17 protein-coding genes, 1 pseudogene and 1 riboswitch are annotated in these 18,737 nt (G+C 36.3%); of the genes and pseudogenes, 3 read left to right on the top strand and 15 right to left on the bottom strand.

Annotated elements, in window-relative coordinates:
* Positions 1-269: 269 nt before the first annotated feature.
* Positions 270-1,400: a glycosyltransferase gene (locus tag GC102_RS25370; protein WP_171691974.1), complete on the bottom strand. Its 1,131-nt coding sequence runs from the start codon at positions 1,398-1,400 to the stop codon at positions 270-272.
* A 392-nt stretch (positions 1,401-1,792) separates the two neighbouring features.
* On the opposite strand from GC102_RS25370, the gene GC102_RS25365 reads away from it, so the two are divergent.
* Positions 1,793-3,121 (top strand): IS3 family transposase, encoded by a 1,329-nt coding sequence (locus GC102_RS25365; RefSeq protein ID WP_171691973.1) that lies wholly within the window; start codon positions 1,793-1,795, stop codon positions 3,119-3,121.
* A gap of 68 nt (positions 3,122-3,189) precedes the next feature.
* Here the strand turns inward: GC102_RS25365 and GC102_RS25360 are convergent, their stop codons facing one another.
* Genes GC102_RS25360 through GC102_RS25350 form a run of 3 tightly spaced genes read right to left on the bottom strand, consistent with a single transcriptional unit; the run spans position 3,190 to position 5,483 of the window.
* Complete coding sequence (locus tag GC102_RS25360; RefSeq protein ID WP_171691972.1) at positions 3,190-4,176, bottom strand: copper amine oxidase N-terminal domain-containing protein; 987 nt, start codon at positions 4,174-4,176, stop codon at positions 3,190-3,192.
* A 23-nt stretch (positions 4,177-4,199) separates the two neighbouring features.
* Positions 4,200-4,754: a hypothetical protein gene (locus tag GC102_RS25355; protein ID WP_171691971.1), complete on the bottom strand. Its 555-nt coding sequence runs from the start codon at positions 4,752-4,754 to the stop codon at positions 4,200-4,202.
* An 18-nt stretch (positions 4,755-4,772) separates the two neighbouring features.
* Positions 4,773-5,483: a hypothetical protein gene (locus tag GC102_RS25350; protein WP_171691970.1), complete on the bottom strand. Its 711-nt coding sequence runs from the start codon at positions 5,481-5,483 to the stop codon at positions 4,773-4,775.
* A 427-nt stretch (positions 5,484-5,910) separates the two neighbouring features.
* Here GC102_RS25350 and GC102_RS40160 point away from each other — a divergent pair, with 427 nt between their 5' ends.
* Positions 5,911-6,039, top strand: coding sequence for a hypothetical protein (locus GC102_RS40160; protein WP_281367702.1), 129 nt, complete (start codon positions 5,911-5,913; stop codon positions 6,037-6,039).
* A gap of 89 nt (positions 6,040-6,128) precedes the next feature.
* Here the strand turns inward: GC102_RS40160 and GC102_RS25345 are convergent, their stop codons facing one another.
* A complete protein-coding gene (locus GC102_RS25345; RefSeq protein WP_171691969.1) occupies positions 6,129-6,266 on the bottom strand; it encodes a hypothetical protein in 138 nt (45 codons plus the stop codon).
* 558 nt (positions 6,267-6,824) lie between these two features.
* Positions 6,825-6,911: riboswitch (cyclic di-GMP riboswitch) on the bottom strand.
* 193 nt (positions 6,912-7,104) lie between these two features.
* Between GC102_RS25345 and GC102_RS40900 the strand changes: the two are divergent.
* Positions 7,105-7,277 (top strand): annotated as a pseudogene (locus GC102_RS40900) (IS256 family transposase); the annotation flags it as partial.
* A gap of 90 nt (positions 7,278-7,367) precedes the next feature.
* On the opposite strand, the gene GC102_RS25340 reads toward GC102_RS40900, so the two are convergent.
* From GC102_RS25340 to GC102_RS25295, 10 genes are all read right to left on the bottom strand, one after another.
* A complete protein-coding gene (locus GC102_RS25340) occupies positions 7,368-8,603 on the bottom strand; it encodes an O-antigen ligase family protein (protein WP_171691968.1) in 1,236 nt (411 codons plus the stop codon).
* Positions 8,578-9,789 carry a glycosyltransferase family 4 protein gene (locus GC102_RS25335; protein WP_171691967.1) on the bottom strand — a complete coding sequence of 404 codons (1,212 nt, stop codon included), beginning with the start codon at positions 9,787-9,789 and terminating at the stop codon, positions 8,578-8,580. Before GC102_RS25335 ends, GC102_RS25340 begins: the two co-directional genes overlap by 26 nt.
* 55 nt (positions 9,790-9,844) lie before the next feature.
* Positions 9,845-11,128 (bottom strand): hypothetical protein, encoded by a 1,284-nt coding sequence (locus GC102_RS25330; RefSeq protein WP_171691966.1) that lies wholly within the window; start codon positions 11,126-11,128, stop codon positions 9,845-9,847.
* A 336-nt stretch (positions 11,129-11,464) separates the two neighbouring features.
* Positions 11,465-12,025 (bottom strand): acyltransferase, encoded by a 561-nt coding sequence (locus tag GC102_RS25325; RefSeq protein ID WP_171691965.1) that lies wholly within the window; start codon positions 12,023-12,025, stop codon positions 11,465-11,467.
* A gap of 188 nt (positions 12,026-12,213) precedes the next feature.
* On the bottom strand, positions 12,214-13,635 hold the full coding sequence (locus GC102_RS25320; RefSeq protein ID WP_171691964.1) for an MATE family efflux transporter: 1,422 nt from the start codon (positions 13,633-13,635) through the stop codon (positions 12,214-12,216).
* Entirely contained in the window at positions 13,632-14,645 is a 1,014-nt protein-coding gene (locus GC102_RS25315) for a glycosyltransferase family 2 protein (protein ID WP_171691963.1), read from the bottom strand. Before GC102_RS25315 ends, GC102_RS25320 begins: the two co-directional genes overlap by 4 nt.
* Positions 14,605-15,924, bottom strand: coding sequence for a nucleotide sugar dehydrogenase (locus GC102_RS25310; protein ID WP_171691962.1), 1,320 nt, complete (start codon positions 15,922-15,924; stop codon positions 14,605-14,607). The genes GC102_RS25315 and GC102_RS25310 overlap by 41 nt, the downstream gene beginning before the upstream one ends.
* Positions 15,925-15,962: 38 nt before the next feature.
* On the bottom strand, positions 15,963-17,111 hold the full coding sequence (locus GC102_RS25305) for a glycosyltransferase family 4 protein (RefSeq protein ID WP_171691961.1): 1,149 nt from the start codon (positions 17,109-17,111) through the stop codon (positions 15,963-15,965).
* Positions 17,112-17,117: 6 nt separating this feature from the next.
* Positions 17,118-18,005 carry an NAD-dependent epimerase/dehydratase family protein gene (locus tag GC102_RS25300; protein ID WP_171691960.1) on the bottom strand — a complete coding sequence of 296 codons (888 nt, stop codon included), beginning with the start codon at positions 18,003-18,005 and terminating at the stop codon, positions 17,118-17,120.
* Entirely contained in the window at positions 18,002-18,631 is a 630-nt protein-coding gene (locus tag GC102_RS25295) for a sugar transferase (RefSeq protein WP_171691996.1), read from the bottom strand. The genes GC102_RS25300 and GC102_RS25295 overlap by 4 nt, the downstream gene beginning before the upstream one ends.
* Between the last annotated feature and the right edge of the window lie 106 nt (positions 18,632-18,737).

Below are 18,737 nucleotides of genomic sequence, written 5' to 3'. Positions count from 1 at the left end.
AAATTGATTCTCTAGAATCCCCTTGTTTCAGTTATTGACAACAGTCTATAAGATCATACCTACAGCCGCTGATATATCCTTACTTTTGTGTCGTTTGAGTACAATGTCTGCACTTTTGTGTCGTAGGGGTGCGACACAAAAGTATCCACATAAAAAAAATAAAAGCCCACCGTGATGGGCTTTTCAAAAAAGTTATGTAGGCACTTTTGTGTCGTCAGACTATAAGGAAAGAACCCTCATGTCATCCAGATAAGGGCTCTCACTATTTCCTATTGGGTAGCGTAGACATGTTCTAATTCTAGAGCTACCTCTTTAATATCATAGCCGGCTAGTCGAATCGCTCGGATTCGCTCATCAACCGGGACAGGATCGCTGCGCATCGCCTTCATTAACCATTGCACCCATACGGCAATGTCTTGCTTCAAACATACAAATGCGAAAAAACCTGCTCTCAAATTCGCTTCTTCTGGTAAAACATCGGATACCACACAGGGAACTCCTGCCGCTTGTGCTTCAATCAAAACCATGGGTAAACCATCTTTGAATGAAGGAAGAACCATGACATCTAATTCCTGAATGAGCTCAGAAATATCGTCTCGTCGTCCTAATAGATGAACGCGGTTTTGGATCTCTTTTTGCTCGATCAGTGCTTGAATCTGAGGCCGCAATGCACCATCCCCCACCAAAATAAGCCTCGCATTCGGCACACGATACAGCAGCTCTTCAAAAATCTCAATCAAGAATGTATGGTTCTTAGCTGAACTAAACCGACCAATATGACCTATGATTGGTTCCTCCAATGAAATATCCAATTGCTCGCGGAGCGTCATGGGATTCTGTAATCTATTTGTAAATCGACCGACATCTATTCCATTACGCACCATTCTGCCGCGTTTATCTTGAGACCATTGATACCCGAATAGCGCCTGACTTGCCGTGATCGAGCTACTTACCCAATTCGTGGCAAAACGCCGTATCATGTTCCTCTTCAACCATCGAGATACCTTAGTAGTTGAGGAAGCGTATGTATAATCACTTATGCTGTGACAATGCACAATACGAATATCAATGCCAAACAGCCTTGATGTTAACAAAGTTAAGACACTAGCCTCATAAGTATGACTATGCAAAGCATGGAAGGGACCGTGATGTTGAATCGTCGACTTTAGCTCATATATGTAACCCATCCAACCCGCTCTAGGCTTCTGCAGGATGAATATCCTCCCACCCAATGCTCGTATTTCTTCATCATAATCAGAAGGATTATGTGTGTGGACAACGAAATCGAATTGAATCTTCGATCGATCCATGTGCCGATATACATTCATAATAAAACTTTGCGCTTCTCCACGATTCATATCACTAATATGATGTAATATCCGAACGGGTTGATGGCTCAACACACATTCCCCCTTAAAGTTGTACAGGTGAAGTCTTCATAAGCAAAAGCCAAGATGGTTTTTCCATCGTATGATGAATAGAATGACTTGGAATATAAATGGTTTTGAAAAGGGGAGCGAGAGGATTAGTAAATTAGAGGATAACAAATGTAAACGCTATATAAATAGAATTGTAGCATGAAAATTACACAATGCCTATATGATTATTAAGATTTGATAAAGAATCGCTAAAAATATATTTAGTTCTTCATGACTATTTTGTCGAAAATAAAGACCGAGGACCTCTTCAGTTAAGAATTACACTGGTACCCATAGTCTGGACACTTTGAAAAAGTGTTCAGACTATGGGTACTTTTTTTTATACTAGAGTAAGCACCGGAGGGGATTACATCATGTCTAAGAAAATCTTTAGCGAAAAAGACCAAATGAGCTTATCAAAGAATAAATACGTGATCAGGATTAGCGATAAAGCAATAACCTATGCGGATGAATTTAAGCAGTTGTTCATCGATCAATATATGGCAGGTAAGCTCCCTAGAGAAATCTTTGAAGCTAACGGGTTTGACGTAAACGTAATTGGAATTCAACGTGTAAATGAGTCTGCAAAGCGTTGGAGAAAAGCATATGGAAAAGACGGAATTATTGGATTAGCTGACTCTCGTAAGGAAGCTTCTGGACGTCCGCTGAAGCGTGAACTAACGAAGGATGAAGTAATTGAAAGACAGGAAGCAAGAATTAGACTCCTTGAGTCCCAGGTGGATTTGTTAAAAAAGCTAGACACGAAAGAAAGGTTGCTGGTAGCAAAGGGAAAGAACCTAAGTAAGAGTAAGTTATTTGAGCTAATTAAAGAGACTGTAGGTCAGGGTTTGGGACGTACAACTCGCTACCTTTGCGATTTATTACACGTATCTCGCTCAGGCTATTACAACTACATCCAGGCCGTAGAAGCCCGTAAAGAGCGGTCTCTTTCGGATGCCAAAGCTGGAGAACTGATCAAGAAAGCCTTCCATAGAAAGGGCTTTAAAAAGGGTTCTCGTTCTATTAAAATGACGCTTGAGAACGAATTTGGCGTGATCTATAACCTGAAAAGAATCCGCAGACTTATGAAGAAATTTGACCTCGTATGTCCACATCGAAAACCTAATCCTTACAAACGTATGGCAAAGGCGACTCAAGAACATCGAACGCTTCCCAACAGTTTAGATCGTAATTTTAGAAAAGGTGTTCCTGGGCTTGCGTTGCTCACCGACATCACTTATCTCCCATACGGCCGCTCAGAGACGGCTTATTTGTCGACCATACTAGACGCTTCAACGGGAGAGATCCTTGCTTACAACCTTTCCAACAGCCTTACGTTGGACATAGCTACAGACACGATCGAGGCACTCATGAAGCAAAGAAAATTGAAGTTGCACAAAAAAGCATTCATCCATTCGGATCAAGGAAGTCATTATACGAGTCCCGCATACCAAAAACTTTTAAAGCAAAAGGGATTAGGGCAATCGATGTCTAGACGAGGCAATTGCTGGGACAATGCGCCACAGGAGTCGTTTTACGGTCATATGAAGGATCATGTTGACCATCGTAGCTGCCCAACCTTAGCAGAACTACAACGTAAGATTGACAGTTACATCCGCTACTACAACAATAATCGATACCAATGGGGATTAAAAAAGATGACCCCTGTGCAATACAGGAATCATCTATTGTTAGCTGCCTAGACTTAAACTAAGTTTTTTTCAAGTGTCCTTGACAAAGGGTCCAGATCAAATAGGTCCCCGGTCTAAAACTATTTTTTAATTATATTATTCTTTGCGTCTTCCTTCGCCTGTTCATATTTTTCCTTATATGTATCAATAATACTATTATCATAACCATTATTAGTAAGCTTAGAGTTGGTATCGTTCATAATTTGATTGAACTCACTATCCGCTTGCGAGATTTTCGTTAAGGCTTGAACGATTAAAGCCGGATCTTTTGAAATAAGATATTGATCATAAAGTGCACGAAGTTCTTCACTACTTTTAGCTTCAAGTTGTTTTAGCTTAGCTTCAGTATCTGTTGTGATCGAATCTAACGAAGGTTTCGAAGTACCACCGCCAGGCGCTCCTCCACCACCAACGGGTCCACCTCCGCCCCCGACTACAGGAGCTTTCGGATCAACCTTAGGAACTTCAGGTAGCTTCACTTCTGGATCTTTCTTGTCAGGAACTGTGACAGCTGATACCGTATAGGTCTCTGGGTCCCAATTAATAGTTTTACCTACCGACTCAGAGAAGAAGCGAATTGGCACATATAGACTTCCATCCACAATATAGCCAGGTAGGTCCACAGAAGTGCTCTTAGCCACACCATCAAATACATATGAGATTTTCTCTTTGTACGCATTCAACTTACTTGGAGTTAACTTCGATTTATCAATCTTCTCGTTGCTTTTGGAATGTACTTGCGCATTCAGCTTATATTCGCTGATATTAATTTTGTCTGTTTCCTTTGGTTCAGCAATTGTGACCGTGTATGTATCCGCATTCCACTCTACAGCTTTATCTAACGAGTACGAAATAAAACGAATCGGCACATACGTGCTGCCTTCAAAGATGAAGCCCTGTTGACCCTCAGGAGGCGCATACTCTTTGCCATCAAACGTGAAATGCATGGGGATCTGGTATACATTCACATCTAAGGGTGCCTGCGCCGCGAATGCTTGTGTGCTCATTCCCATGACTAAAGCAATAGATAATGCCGCTGATACTTTGAACCGTTTAGTTGCCTTCATTTCAATTACACACCTCTTCGTCTTTATTTAGATACGACCTTACGCACTGCTTCAATCTCTGATGCGGAGAACCTCGAGTACGCAATTCGCTTGAGCTCCGCCTTCTTCTCCGAAGTTAACTCACCACTAGCCATTTGCCTGATATGGTTAATCTCGGACACCGAGAATCTCCCCATTACGAACTTGACTGCTTCTTGCTTACTTTCAAAAGCGAGTCCCTTATTCTCGGCGGTCTTCTTTTCATTAGAGGGTTCCACAGTGGGTTGCGTATTCCCTGCTTCTTCCTTCGTTGGTACAGTCGCCATGGCCTCTCCTGAGGCTAATTTAGGGTCTACAACCTTTAGATCTTCCTCGGTCGTCTCAGGCTTATCTGAATCCGATGAAGCTGCAGCATCATTCGTAGTCTGAGGCAAGGGAGCTAGATTGAATTGATCTAGCCACTGCGGGTTACTCGCTGCCTCAGCAGCCAACTGATTCGCAATCTTATCACCAATCACATTGAGTGAATACTGATATATTCCATACCCGCCAATACATAGAACACCTGCTACTATTAATCTACGTATTGTTTTAGACAAACTAATCCCCCAGATGCTCTACTTATTCGTTTGAACTTGTTTCTGTGAATCTTTGTAATTCATACCTTGGCTCAAGCCATACTTCGTAGCTATCTGAATTAATTGGTTGTACTCGTCTTCAGTTAGCTTCTTAAGAACCATCTCTTTAGCCTGCTTCTTCTCCTCAACCGACATTCCATTACCAGCCATCTTCGCGAACAACTGCAGTTCCGAAGCACTTAACTTCTTCAATAGAACGGCACTCACCGCTGCTTTCTCCTTAAGAGAAATAGACTCCTCAACCACCTTAGCCTTTTCCGTTGTCACTTGAGCCTCGTAGTTCAATGCTTGTTGTTTAGGCTTAGGGGTTGGAGATGGCGGATTTGAGTTTAAAGGAGATGTGACAGCAGCAGCTCCTGTATCTGGAGAAGAGCCTGTCGGCGTTGTCACAGATTGAGCCATAGAATTTGAAGAAGGTGTCACAGCTTGTTTATCTGTAGATGGCTGAACTTGCACAGTTTCTTCATCAGAGTGTTTGTCACTATCAGCTCTACTAGGCCCAAGAGTGTCAATTGGACTAGGCGATTCCTGAGATTGGGTCTGACTACTGGCAGAAGGCAGTTGCGGAGTCATCGATTTTAGGACATAAGATACAGCCAAATCCATGCCAAAATACCCAATACACAGAAGCAAAGCTACACTACCACCTATCCAGAGCAGCCACCTCTTCCATTTCTGCTTTTTCATCATTTCACCAACCAAGTCATAGAATGGATATGTTCTATTATAAATGCATTGACGAAATATGTCACATTTTCACTAGAAATAAAACGAAAAAAAGTACCCTTACGGGTACTTTGAACTAAACCCTTAGCTTTCGAACATGTTATTCTAGCTTGCACAGCAATTGCGACTACGTCTCCTCATCAATGCAACTCTTGTATAATTCCTCGTTATACTTAAACCAAAACCGATGCCAAATCCCCGTGAGGACTTCACGCATAAATTCCCCCCTTATGTAAAAATAGATGGCAATGGTGTTAGTGAATCACAAACCACAGCACAAATGAAAACGTTTGCCACATTTTCCGGATTTCAAATGACGAATTTCGACTTACTTTTTAATAGAATAGTGTTATGTTAAATCTAGGTAATCAGAACTAGGAGGTTGATTCAAATGCCTAATTATTATTTTAAAGAATTTTGGACTCCTTTAAAATTAACGGGTATTAAGCTTTTTAAAGACGACGAAGGAGATGTTTGGATAAAATACTGGGGATTTAAACGACGGAGACTAAAAAATTAGTCGATTTTTCTTTCTACCTTTTCATTTTAATCACTTTTTCATCACTTTTGTTGGTCATGACTCCATTAGTAGACATCGACATAGTTCTATTAGGAAGTCCTCATCCTTCCTTCATGATACTCGACCTTACGCAGCAGTTGCAGCTTTGTTTCCTTATCTATACAACTCTCATACAGCTCCACATTATACTTGAACCAGAAACGATGCCACATCATCATGAGTATCATCCTATAAGTTCCCCCCTCTACGAATGGTTTAATGAAAAATAACCATCTAGCTAAAACAAAAATTGATGTATCCTTAATATTATAAAATATATATTAAGATTAGACAAATTTGGAGTGTCTAAAGGCGGAGTTGTTGGAACTATTTCCCTTGGGAATAGGGGACTATGTGGTTCAAACGAAGATATCGATCAAGATGATTAATACTTTGTTAGCCGTTGTGCCTCTTACAAATTGAATGACGAGGAGCAGAAAATCGTGAATCTTTTAACGGCACACCCCCATTCCTAAGTAGAAAGACACCCAATCGTGTCGTTCTTGAGCATACGAACTTCATTAGCAAAAAAGAAAAAAGCACCTACTATAGATGCTTTTTTTTGCTTAAGTATTAAGTTTCCTTTGATGATATCTGATCTTATTAAATATCTTCGATCTCTCATTCTCACATATACAACTTTCTAGTATAACTTTGTTAAATCTGAACCAAATGAATGCTAATACTTTTCCCATCATTTTTCCTCCTCTATTTCAAATAAACAAGCAAGGGAGGCACGATTGATTATTCGGAGCTTGCCGACATACTGGATTGCCAATTTAGTCCCTTTAGCTTTGCGTCACTGATTTTCATCAGTTTTGCAATTATCGTACAATTTATGTGATTGTCGTATACAGTAATATTTTAGCAAATTAAACATGTAATGGTCTTTCGTAGTATCATTTCATTTAAGAGCGGGTCAAAATTGCTATTTTACGACTTCGGTTATTGAAACAAAAAAAGACGCTTATGATACTGGTGCGAACTATGTTTGTTTAAAAGTTAGATTTTGTACAGACTTCTTATAAGCTCATTCTCCTCATAAAGGAGTGGTAGTACCGTCCCTTACAAGGCATATATGCGCTCGCCTTTCTTAATAAATTAAAGCAGGGCGGGTATATCTCAATGTAGCCTACATGGTCATTGGCATTGATCTGAATGGAAACAAAGATGTACTCGGATGTGGACCATCGAAAAACTTTTATCCCTTCGGGGAGATATCTTTTTCAAAGAGTTTACACAAAAGTATTGACAGACCCTAGCATTCTTTTCTTACACGATGGTTTATGTCAGGATGTCATCTTATTTTCTTCACTGGAATCAATATATGCAAGAATTAGCCAATACCAAAATGATAGTTGTAATGCATCCAGAATTTGCATTGTAAATCCGCTGACAAGTATTATCCCTTGTAGTACTACAGCATATAATAACATTGCATTTTTTCTATTTCTTAAATATGCACCAACACTCTTAAATATGTTTCTTATAAAAAACAAAAAATAAAGTAATAGACCAAATATCCCATAGTAATATAGATACAGTAAGTACATATTGTCTAGTACTAGATCATCACTTTTAACAATTCCATTTCCAAGTAATAAATTTTCCTTCATAATATTGCTGTACTCTTCCCATATGCTAGTTCTTCCACCTAAATTCTGAAGTTCGTTTAAATCCAAACGTAATCTAACCGAGTAGAATAGATCAATTTGTTTTTGAACAACAAAATATGCCACAGCAGCTATAACAACAACACCTAACACTTTTTTTAGTACACCTTTCCCGAAATCCAAAATTCCTTGAGATAATAAAACCAGTCCCAACATAATGAGACTAATAAGAATAGCAGTTCTAGAACCCGTAAAATAAATAACACCTATACACTCAAGTGAAAAAAGTATTTTTGTTTTCCATTTATATGGCTGTGTAAACACATACAATAATATTATTGTCATCCATATGCCTAAAAAATTTGGATTCCTAAAAGGTCCCACAATGCGGTTGTAATTCTGGTATATATTTCCTGACTTATTCATTTCATAAAGCGAACGGAAAATAGCTTTGCCAGACAAGTCGAATAACTCAATTGTGATAAATGGGATCAGTAGCAACAATAATATAGCTACACACTTGTTGACAATACTATTAATTTTGGTTATTGATTTAATGTCTTTTTTAAAATAGTTTATACAGAACAAATAAATAATCATCCACTCAAATGTTCTTAACACCTCTGAAAATGGTCTTAAACTTGATATATTCCCTTTCAATAAAGCAATTAAAATTCCAAAGCAATTTAAGCCTAGAAATACAAGGAAAAATCTTGTTGTATTGTTTATTGTGACCACATACTTTTTCTTAACAAAAATGAATAACAAGTAACCTATAAAAACAATATCACATATATATAAGCTGATAGAGTATCCTACATATTTTGAAGGGAACGGAAAAAAGACTAAAATCAACAATGGAACAAGCAGATTGTTCATTTCTATTTTACTGCTTTGTTTTATTTGTCCCATTCAAAAAGATCCTCTCAACATCGTTATAGTGCTTCCTCCAACTATAGTTATCTTGTACAAACTGCCGTCTATATGATTGATTCTCAACAGCAGTATTTAGACAATAATCAATCGCACTTACTATTTCTTCTTTACTATCATAATTAACTAGTACACCTAATCTATCATTAACAATGATTTCGCCACTCGCAGTTGTCGTAATCGGTGGATTTGACCTTGCAGCAATACAAGGAAGACCACAGGCCATCGCCTCCAAATATACATGCCCAAATCCTTCATATTTACTTGGCAAAATAAACACATCGGCCATTCTATAATAATCTTCAACGTTTTGTCTAGCGCCCCAAAGTTTGATTTGATCCTGTAGTTTATATTGAATAATAAGTTCTTCCATTCCTTTTTCACAGTCTCCATCGCCAACAAAAGCCAGTTTGATGGTTTTATCGGTGATTGCATTTATACAGTGGATTATTATTTCAAGGTTTTTTTCACTTGATAATCTACTAACACAGATAACAATTTTATCCTCAGCAGAATATCCGAGTTTGCTCCGTAGTTCATTTTTTTCCTCAGTACTCGCCACTCTAAATCGTTCCATATCTACTCCGGGAGGTATTACAAAAACATCGTTCCTTTTAAGCCTGTAATAGCTTGCTACTTCTTCTTGCTTTGATCTGCTCAGAACCCCAACAAATGGAGAATGTTTAATCGCCAATTTATCTAATAGTGCAAGTTGAGGAAGTATAAAATAGAAATACAACTTCTTAAAAAAATATTTAGTTTCTTTTGCCTCGATATGTTGCAGTTTTGTCGCTATTAGTGGCGTAACAAATATATGCTTATTAACATTCTTTCCCTTAACTACAGCCAATGCAAAAGTATAGAACCTTGAAATAACAACATCGTCTTTTTTTATATCGCACTTTCTAATAAACTTCAAAGTTCGATAATAGTACGCTAGAGGTGAAAACGGTTTTAAAACTTTAGGAACCCCAGAATAATCGATTCTAGAAACCTTTACCCCCTCCATCTCTTCATAACTTGGCAAACTAGTGTTTTTAAGATTTGAAGTAATGATTTCAACTTCTTTTCCCTCTCGGAGAAGCTGCAACGCTATGTTTCTTGTATATGATACCAAGCCACCTTTTTCAGGCAAATATGCATTTGTAACAATCCACACCTTCACAAAATCTCAAATCCTCTCAACATACTAAAGTGATTAAAGGAAGTTTCACCAGCTTTTATTTATTCAATACTTTCTTAACGAAAATAACAAATTTATTAAAGGCTTTCTTTCTAATTGTTAAAACATGATTTTCATAACCTCGGTAGTTGCATTCTCTTAGCATTTGAATTCCTGCACTCAATGCTCTCTTAATATCTGCATCATCATGGAATAATAAATATTCGCTAAATGAATGCATTAGCCATGCATCCGACCGAGGATAGTAACTCTTTTCAACAATATCTCCATTCCCCTTTATAACAGGGTAAAAATAAGAATTATTCCACATTTTTTCAAACATAAACCTTTTAATATTATTGGTCAGTTCCATATCTTCCCAGAATAGTGAGCAAGACAGTAATGAGCAATACCCCCATGTATGAATATCGTTAGTACATTTCCCATTAACTTCGATGTACGGAACAGCAAGAGACGTAATAAGTTTCTCTTTTAAGTAATTGGAAACATACTTAATAATCAATTTATTGTCTTCATTAACATAGTACTTGTCGATGCTTATATGATAGAACAATTGTTGGGCTATATGATAATTATCAACCTTGATATAGTAGGAATCATCCATGAGTTCTTTATCAAAGTAATTCCAATGACCTCTATCTCCATTCAGAATCAGCTCATCTCTCATATACAAAAACATTCCATCGCAAATATCTTTAACACTATCATCTTCAAATACCCACATATAGTATGCTAATGTAGCAACTGTAAATGTAACGGCATTCGTTATATGTACTTCCTTATATGAACATGGTGCATAGGGAATAACCCAATAGTTAGCTCTATACTTATACGAATATTTTTTTACCCATTCAATACCTTTTACAATTGCGGGTTTAACACTATCGTCTTTATAGATATCATAGTATTTTATAAGTGCATATATTGACAAAATCTCAGGGGTGGTCGATTCTATATGATTCTTTTTTCCCATGTTTTTGCCGAAAGAAAAATTATAACCAATATCAAATCCACCATCATCAAGTTGCGATTCTATTATTAGCTTTGCTAACTGATCCGATTGTTCTTTATAGATAGGATCGTGATATTTCAAGTCCAAATTAATGGTTGTAAATAGCGCTTCATAAAGAGTCTGCGAACTTCTAATATTCGCTACAGGTTTATTTACAACTTTAAGAATTTTATCTTTCAACATACTTAACATACTTATAAACATTCCTTTCGCTTCGCTCAAGACGCAAAACGGCATAAAACCGTTGCCTTTGGATTTTTTATAATTTATTTTAAGCTTGCTACAAATTATACGGAGATCAGTGAGCAACTTTGCTTCTCTCAAACATTTATTGAAAAAGAGATGTTTTATAGATGTAAATATTAAAAATGTTTACGTTATTTGCTGCGAAATTGATGTCCAACAAGTTTTATTCTTGTCATCCTAACCTACAGCAAAAATCCTTGTGTTCCTTTGCAGGAGTAACTCGTCAAAACAACGCGAGTGTGAGCAAAAAAATTCATATCACATGTTTCTTCCAGATGTTTAATATAAAACCACTTTTGATACAATGAGCCATCGTCGTAGAAAGTAATAAAGACAGTATACTTAAAGGCAAGAGTACTCTTTGTACAATGTATTTTTAGTTTTTTAGCAATTTCTTTTCTAGTTTCCGCCTCCTGTTGGGGTGGTATCAGAATCAAATACACTTGATATTATCTTATTGCATCCCACAACTTTACTATTGTCCGGTATATTTTTACTAATAACAGAATTGGCTGCAACTAAACAGCAATTTCCCACTTTAGCAGCGGAAGTAACTACTGCGCCTCCACCTAACCAGCAACCACTTCCAATTGCGACAAGGGCTCCTTTAGATTCTCCATAAAAAGACATACTTTCATGTGTGAAGGTATGATTTCCCGAAGCAATTATTACATATGGCCCAAACATTGTATTATTTCCAATTTCTATACCAAATTGAGCATTCATCCAAGTTCCATAGCCTATATACACATTATCCCCAATAACCATTCCCTTAGCATTTAACACCTTAACATTTCGGGATACTCGCAGTTTTCTTCCGCATATTCCAACTTGTATTTTTAGTAACTGCCCTCTTGCCAGATCACCATATGTTCCTTCTGGCAAAATGTTTAATACTCCCTCAGCAATTCCAATCATAGATATTTTTATTAGCCACATTACTTTTTTAAGCCAAACCATATTCAACAACCTCACATTTCATTTAAGCCAGATTTAGTTATTTCATTAAACACTACGCTTCACCCTTGAAAAGAACTTCATCTAGATAACAGTTTTTATAAATAAGAACAACTATCTCCTAAAAAAATACGCAAATTAAAATCAGAAGAATAGATCAAATATGCTTTTTAATATAGCACGACTAGTTTCTATCTATACAACATATCTTTTATACTCGCGCGATTTGCAATAATGAATGCACTCAAGAGAATAATCGTTGCCAGTATACCCATTGAACTGGTAATTTTCACCATATTAGTAAATAACATTAACACAACTGATGCACATGAATAAATGAAATATTTCTTTGATAATTTTATGAAATAATTTTCCTTTTTTAGATACAATAAACAAGAAAGTATTACCAGAATAGTAGTGCCTCCTCGTGCGACCACTAATCCATCAACCCCTAACCACGCCATTAATGGAAACATTGCTCCTAGTTGAGCCATCACAGAAATACTACTAATAATGAAGTACTGTTTTGATTTCCCTAATGCAAACAAGCAATTATTTAATATCATCCCTGGTGCGCCTATTACAATTACTATCATGAAAAGTTTCAATACATTTTCATAAGCAAGATAGGCATCACCAAATAAAATTTGCATTATTAGCTTAGAGTTCAAAATCACAACTGAAATTATTGGAACAATTACTAACAAATTTTTACTCAACAAACTATTAAACATTTCACTAGCATTGTCTTTCTTCAAATGCTTACAGAAAAGCGGATAAAAGGTTGATGTATATATATTAGGTATCAGTTTAACCATATTTACAATCTTTACCACTAAGTAATATCCACCAAATGCAGCAACTCCTAGTTTGTTTAACAACAGCATTTGATCCATTCGATCAAACAAAAAAGCAACTACTGTTGAAGCATGCAAAAAGAACGCATATTTCAAAAACTTATATTCAGAAATTCTAATTTCACCTATGTTTGAAATATTGAATTTTATTTTTTTAAAAATGATATACGGGATAAATATTACATATCCTATCATCATAGCATAATAGAATATGCTATCAATATTAGAACTTCTATTTGCATAAATGTACACAATTGCAAATAAGGTGACAACATTAAAAAGTTTAACACCTATAGAATAACTCAAGAAGTGCTCTTGTTCTTTTTGATACGATAAAAGTACATTATGAATTACAATCAGTACCCCTACCATATACATCAATAGCGATGTATTACTGTCAGAACCTATAATTAGTTTAATTATATCTATATGCAGCAATCTTAATACAACAGCAAAGATAAGAAAGTAGCCTAAACATACTCCTATGTAATACAAAATAAATGACTTTTTATTATTAGCTTCCTTAATTTCAGACAACAATTTCACAATTGCGGTCTCTCCACCGAATAAAAAAAACGTAATTATAGCGTTATAAAAGAGTTCCACTAAACCTAATGTTCCAGAGGCTTCTGCAGATATTCGACTTATTATCATCGAAGTCAATAATTGCATAGGAATTGCTAAAATAGAAATATATAATACAACTTTTGCACCCTTTCTATATTTAGCTTCTATTTGATTTTGAATAGCAATCACCTCGTAAATTTAAATGCAAAATATAAAAGCAAGTCTAAATTTAACTTCAACGCCGTATACAAAACCTTATATCTTCTTTCAAAGTACTGTATATCTACTTTATTCAAGAGCATCTTTGCTTCTTTCTTGCATCTGTTACAATACAAGTTATAGCCTCGCAGTCCTTTGCTTTGTTCCGCAAATAGTTTCAATAACTGAATGTACGTAACAAAAGTGTAATTATATATACCAACTTGATACTTATTTCCGTATCTATCTTTTAATGAGGATATAACACTCGCTCGGCACTGATATAAATCAAATCCGTCATGACTTGTAGAGAGCGAATTACTTCTTTTCACATATTTGTAAACTACCGATTCACAAAAGAAAATACTGTCTGCATTTTCTAAACAAGCTATAGTAAAAATTAACTCTTCAGAATCCTTAACATCTTCAGCAAACCTAATATTCCCATTTCCGAGTATATCACTACTAATTAACTTAAATTGACCCCAAGGTAATTTCCATGACAAAGTACTATTTATAAGTTTCTGCTTATCCATTTCATTATACTCACTTAACCTATGCTGCCTAAGAAAATTCCCATTCTCATCTATTTGTTCAAAATTATAATAAATAATGTCATATCCTGAAGATAATTTAGTATCAATGATATCTTCCAAGGCACTTCCATCTAAATAATCGTCTGAATCTAAAAACATAATATAATTACCTTGTGCATTATTAATCCCAAGGTTTCTTGCAGCACCTGGCCCACTATTTTCCTGAAATATATACTTGAATTTCGAATTATTTTCACAAAACTCATTACAGATAATACTCGTTTGGTCGGTAGAACCATCATCAACCAAAATCACTTCAATTGATTTATTTATGCAAATTGAATTCAAGCATTCCCTTATTGTATTTTGAGAATTATACATAGGGATAATAACAGATAACTCTATCATATTTTTCATTCCCTCTTTACAATCTCCAGTAACTATAGCCCATTGCTTCAAGCTCACTCTTATTAAATAATCCTTTGACATCAATTAATACTTTTTCAAAGTTATCACCAGTTGAATATAGACTGTCTATTTTCTCCCATTTCATTTCTTTAAACTCATTATGAGCAACGGCAAATACTAAGCAGTCCGCATTTTTAATCTCGCTCATATCAGTTAAATTAACACCGTATTCATGCTTTGCATCGGCTGCACTAGCCAACGGATCTACAACGATTGGATTAATACCATACTCTTTTAATCTGATAATAATGTCCTCGACCTTAGAATTTCTGGTGTCTGGACAATTCTCCTTAAAGGTAATACCAAGTATTACTACTCGGGCTTTTCTAACCACTTTATTTGCAAGAATGAGCTTCTTAATGATAGCGTCTGCTATGAATGTACCCATTCCATCGTTTACTTTTCTACCAGAAAGAATAATTTGGCTGTGATAACCCAGGTTTTCTGCTTGGTACACAAAATAGTATGGATCAACACCGATACAGTGTCCACCAACCAAGCCCGGTCTAAAGCCCAATGCATTCCACTTAGTATTCATGGCTTCAATTACTTCATTTGTGTCAATACCCATCCTGTCAAAAACCATAGCAAGCTCATTCATGAAAGCAATGTTAATGTCACGCTGGCTATTTTCAACTACCTTTGCAGCCTCAGCTACTTTAATACTAGATGCTCTATGGACACCAACCTCAATTACAAGTTCATATACCTTTGCAATTTCATTTAAAGACTCTACATCCAAACCGGATACAATTTTTTTAATATTTCCTAATGTATTTACTTTGTCACCTGGATTAATACGCTCAGGTGAGTATCCAATTTTGAAGTCAATACCACATTTAAGCCCCGATTCCTTTTCTAAGATTGGGATACAAATCTCCTCTGTTACACCCGGATAAACAGTAGATTCATATACAACAATTGAACCCTTAGTCAAATTACGACCAAGGATTGCACTCGCTCCGATTACAGGAGATAAGTCAGGTGTCTTATCCTGGTTGATTGGCGTCGGAACAGCCACAATATGAAACTTCGCTTCACGTAGTTTAGTCTCCTCTATAGTAAACTCAACTGAAGTCTTTTTGATTGCATCATTACCAACTTCATGGGTTGGGTCGATTCCCTGTTTGTAAAAATTAATCTTTGATTCATTTATGTCAAAACCAATTACATTTACCTTTTTAGCAAATGCAACAGCAATAGGCATTCCTACATAACCCATTCCTATTATTGAGATTTTTTCTTCTTGGTTCAATATTTTTTCATACAGTCTCATTGTCTAACTCCTTACTTTTCTGTTGTACTTACTAAGCACTAGACTATTGATATATTTATATAAATACTTTTCATATTATCTTGAACATTTGACAGGTCAAATTTCTTGATACAATGCAGATTTTTTTCTCTAAAGGTGTCTCGCAATTCATAATCTGAAACAATTTTAGTGATGCTATTTGAAAAACCCTCAACATCATCAGGCTTCACCAAATATCCACCTCTACCATTTTCAATCAAATCTGTGTTGCCCCTAATCTCAGAAGACACGACTGGAAGTCCCGCCGCCATAGCCTCCATAAGCGCAACCGGAAGTCCTTCTTGTAATGAAGGGAACACAAAAATGTCTGCAGCTTTACAAATATCAGACACATCCGTTCTAAACCCAAGAAAAACAACTTGATTTTCAACACCTTGCTCATTTGCCACATGACGAAGATACAGATTCAGTTCACCTCGACCACAAATGTAATACTTTACTTTTTTATCTGCCATCTTTGCCAATGCCTTAATTACAACATCTTGATTTTTTCTCTTAATAAGCTCTCCGACAGACAATATCATAGTTTCGTCTGCTGTAACTCCAAGTTCATTTCTCTTAGCATCTCTATCTACTGTACTTCCACCAAACTTAGTGGTGTCCACACCAATGCCCGGAATGTACATCGTTTTTTTTGCATTAAAATACTTAACTGCTCTTTCATAATCTTCATTGTTGATGGTGATTAACACATCCGTATATCTTGAGAAGAATTTCTCCACAGGGTAGTAAAATAGCCAATTGACTAATGGCGCGCCTTTAAAGAAATGGAACCCGTGAGCTGTATATATTACCTTCGTCTTTGTATTGTGAGCGGCAAGTCTGCCAACAACTCCACCAATTGGTGAATGGCAATGTATGAAATTGTATCTATTCTTTTCTAGCAAATCTTTAACTTGCTTATATGCCTTAATGTTCTCACCAATCTTTAATATGTTACGGGCAAATTCTATCTGGTAATAGTTGATTTGTTGCCCTTCTAACTCTTGTTTGAATGCCTTTACTCTTTCAGGTGAGCTGGTATTTCCTTCTCCAAAATTGCAAGCAACATCGACCTGATACCCCATTTCTTGTAATAACTTTATATTTGGCATATTGAATTGGTCTATCATTGAAGAGACAGAAGCCAACATTAACATTTTTTTCATTTCGAATTAACCTTCCGTCTGATTAATGGATTCTTCCAAACTTCTAATTCTGTAATTTCCCTTATCGTAATTGCTGAGCGATTTATCATATACCAAGTTACCAAATGCTTTATTTACTAGGCCACCAATCTTACCTGGCATATACCCTACGAGCTTTACAGCCCAAATATACACTCCAGAAATCCATATATTCTTTCCATGCGCTTTAGCAATCATTCCAACCATATCTGCAGTCTTTACATATTCAGTATTTTGAGGAAAGAATGTGCCACATTCCTCATAGTCAATCATGAGTCTAATGAACTCACATAGATTATCAATATGAAGCATTGATCTTTCATTCTTAACATTAGGGAATAATGGTAACTTCCGAGCGATCTTTGCAAGAACCGGATAATTACCTTTACTTCCTTTTCCATAAATCATCGGTGGACGTAGTATGACTACCTTAAAGTTGTCATTGCTTAATGCTCTGATTCCATCTTCTGCCTGAAGCTTACTGTTACCGTAGAAGTTAGTAGGAGTTGGTATTGTATCTTTATTGATAACTCTCCTTTTACTAACCGAACTACTATCACCATAAACGATAATGGAGCTCATAAAGATGAACTGTTTCAAACCTTCTAACTTAGCTTTCTTTGCAGTCTCAATTGTCAAATCTCTGTTAACCTTGTAGTACGAAGCTCGCCTTTCCTCCGACACCTTGCCAACGTCGGCATGGGCTAACCCAGCTACATGAAAAATAATATCGTAATTAGAAAAAACTTTTTCTTTCCACAGATCATCTCTCATACTAATAGTATCTACTGAGTATTTATCAGGATATTGTAATGTCCATTTTTCAAAGGATTTGCCAATATAACTGTTTACTCCTGTAATAAGTATTTTTTTCATCCCGAAATAGTCTCTTTCCCTAAGGCTTTTCTCTTCACTGCCCCAGTTCCACCTTCAACAACACCATCACTCTTTAGAACACTTACAATAGTCCCAAAGAAGCATTTAACATCCATTCTAAAGCTCATCCTCTGAATATACTCCCCATCCAACTTTGCCTTAACTTCAATATGAAGCTCATCTCTACCGTTAATCTGCGCCCAGCCGGTTAGCCCTGGTCTTATGTCATTTGCACCGTATTTATCCCGTTCAGCAATCAAATCATACTGGTTCCACAATGCAGGACGAGGACCAATAAAGGCCATGGTACCGCATAGAATATTAATAATTTGTGGTAGCTCATCAAGACTGGTTTTTCTCAGAAATTTACCAACTCTCGTTATGTACTCCTCCGGATTTTCCAGAAGATGCGTCGGTTTATCTTTCGGTGTATCTATTTGCATTGTGCGGAATTTTAGTATGCAAAAATGTTTCTTATGAATACCAATGCGTTTTTGTTTAAATATTACTGGACCCTTGGAGTCAACCTTGATAGCAACAATTAAAATTAAAATCACCGGTGAAATTACTATTAGACCAACCAAAGCAAGTATGAAATCTATCACTCTTTTAGTTATTGAATAAATTGCAAACACCTACTTCAAATAAATTTTAGAAACTCTATTGGTGCCGGCAAATTGTGGCGTGTTACAACCTTACCACTTTCAATTTTTGTAAAGCTTAACAATACAG

This window comes from Paenibacillus germinis (assembly GCF_013141785.1).
Lineage (GTDB): Bacteria > Bacillota > Bacilli > Paenibacillales > NBRC-103111 > Paenibacillus_E > Paenibacillus_E phytorum.
The sequence above is the reverse complement of the archived record's forward strand: the minus strand, read 5'-3'. Positions and strand labels throughout refer to the sequence as shown.

Coding starts and splice junctions, on each gene's coding strand:
- GC102_RS25310 (WP_171691962.1), bottom strand. CDS start 15,924: ATGAGACTGTATGAAAAAATATTGAACCAAGAAGAAAAAATCTCAATA.
- GC102_RS25350 (WP_171691970.1), bottom strand. CDS start 5,483: ATGATGAAAAAGCAGAAATGGAAGAGGTGGCTGCTCTGGATAGGTGGT.
- GC102_RS25360 (WP_171691972.1), bottom strand. CDS start 4,176: ATGAAGGCAACTAAACGGTTCAAAGTATCAGCGGCATTATCTATTGCT.
- GC102_RS25365 (WP_171691973.1), top strand. CDS start 1,793: ATGTCTAAGAAAATCTTTAGCGAAAAAGACCAAATGAGCTTATCAAAG.
- GC102_RS25305 (WP_171691961.1), bottom strand. CDS start 17,111: ATGAAAAAAATGTTAATGTTGGCTTCTGTCTCTTCAATGATAGACCAA.
- GC102_RS25325 (WP_171691965.1), bottom strand. CDS start 12,025: ATGGTTTGGCTTAAAAAAGTAATGTGGCTAATAAAAATATCTATGATT.
- GC102_RS40160 (WP_281367702.1), top strand. CDS start 5,911: ATGCCTAATTATTATTTTAAAGAATTTTGGACTCCTTTAAAATTAACG.
- GC102_RS25300 (WP_171691960.1), bottom strand. CDS start 18,005: ATGAAAAAAATACTTATTACAGGAGTAAACAGTTATATTGGCAAATCC.
- GC102_RS25345 (WP_171691969.1), bottom strand. CDS start 6,266: ATGATACTCATGATGATGTGGCATCGTTTCTGGTTCAAGTATAATGTG.
- GC102_RS25340 (WP_171691968.1), bottom strand. CDS start 8,603: ATGGGACAAATAAAACAAAGCAGTAAAATAGAAATGAACAATCTGCTT.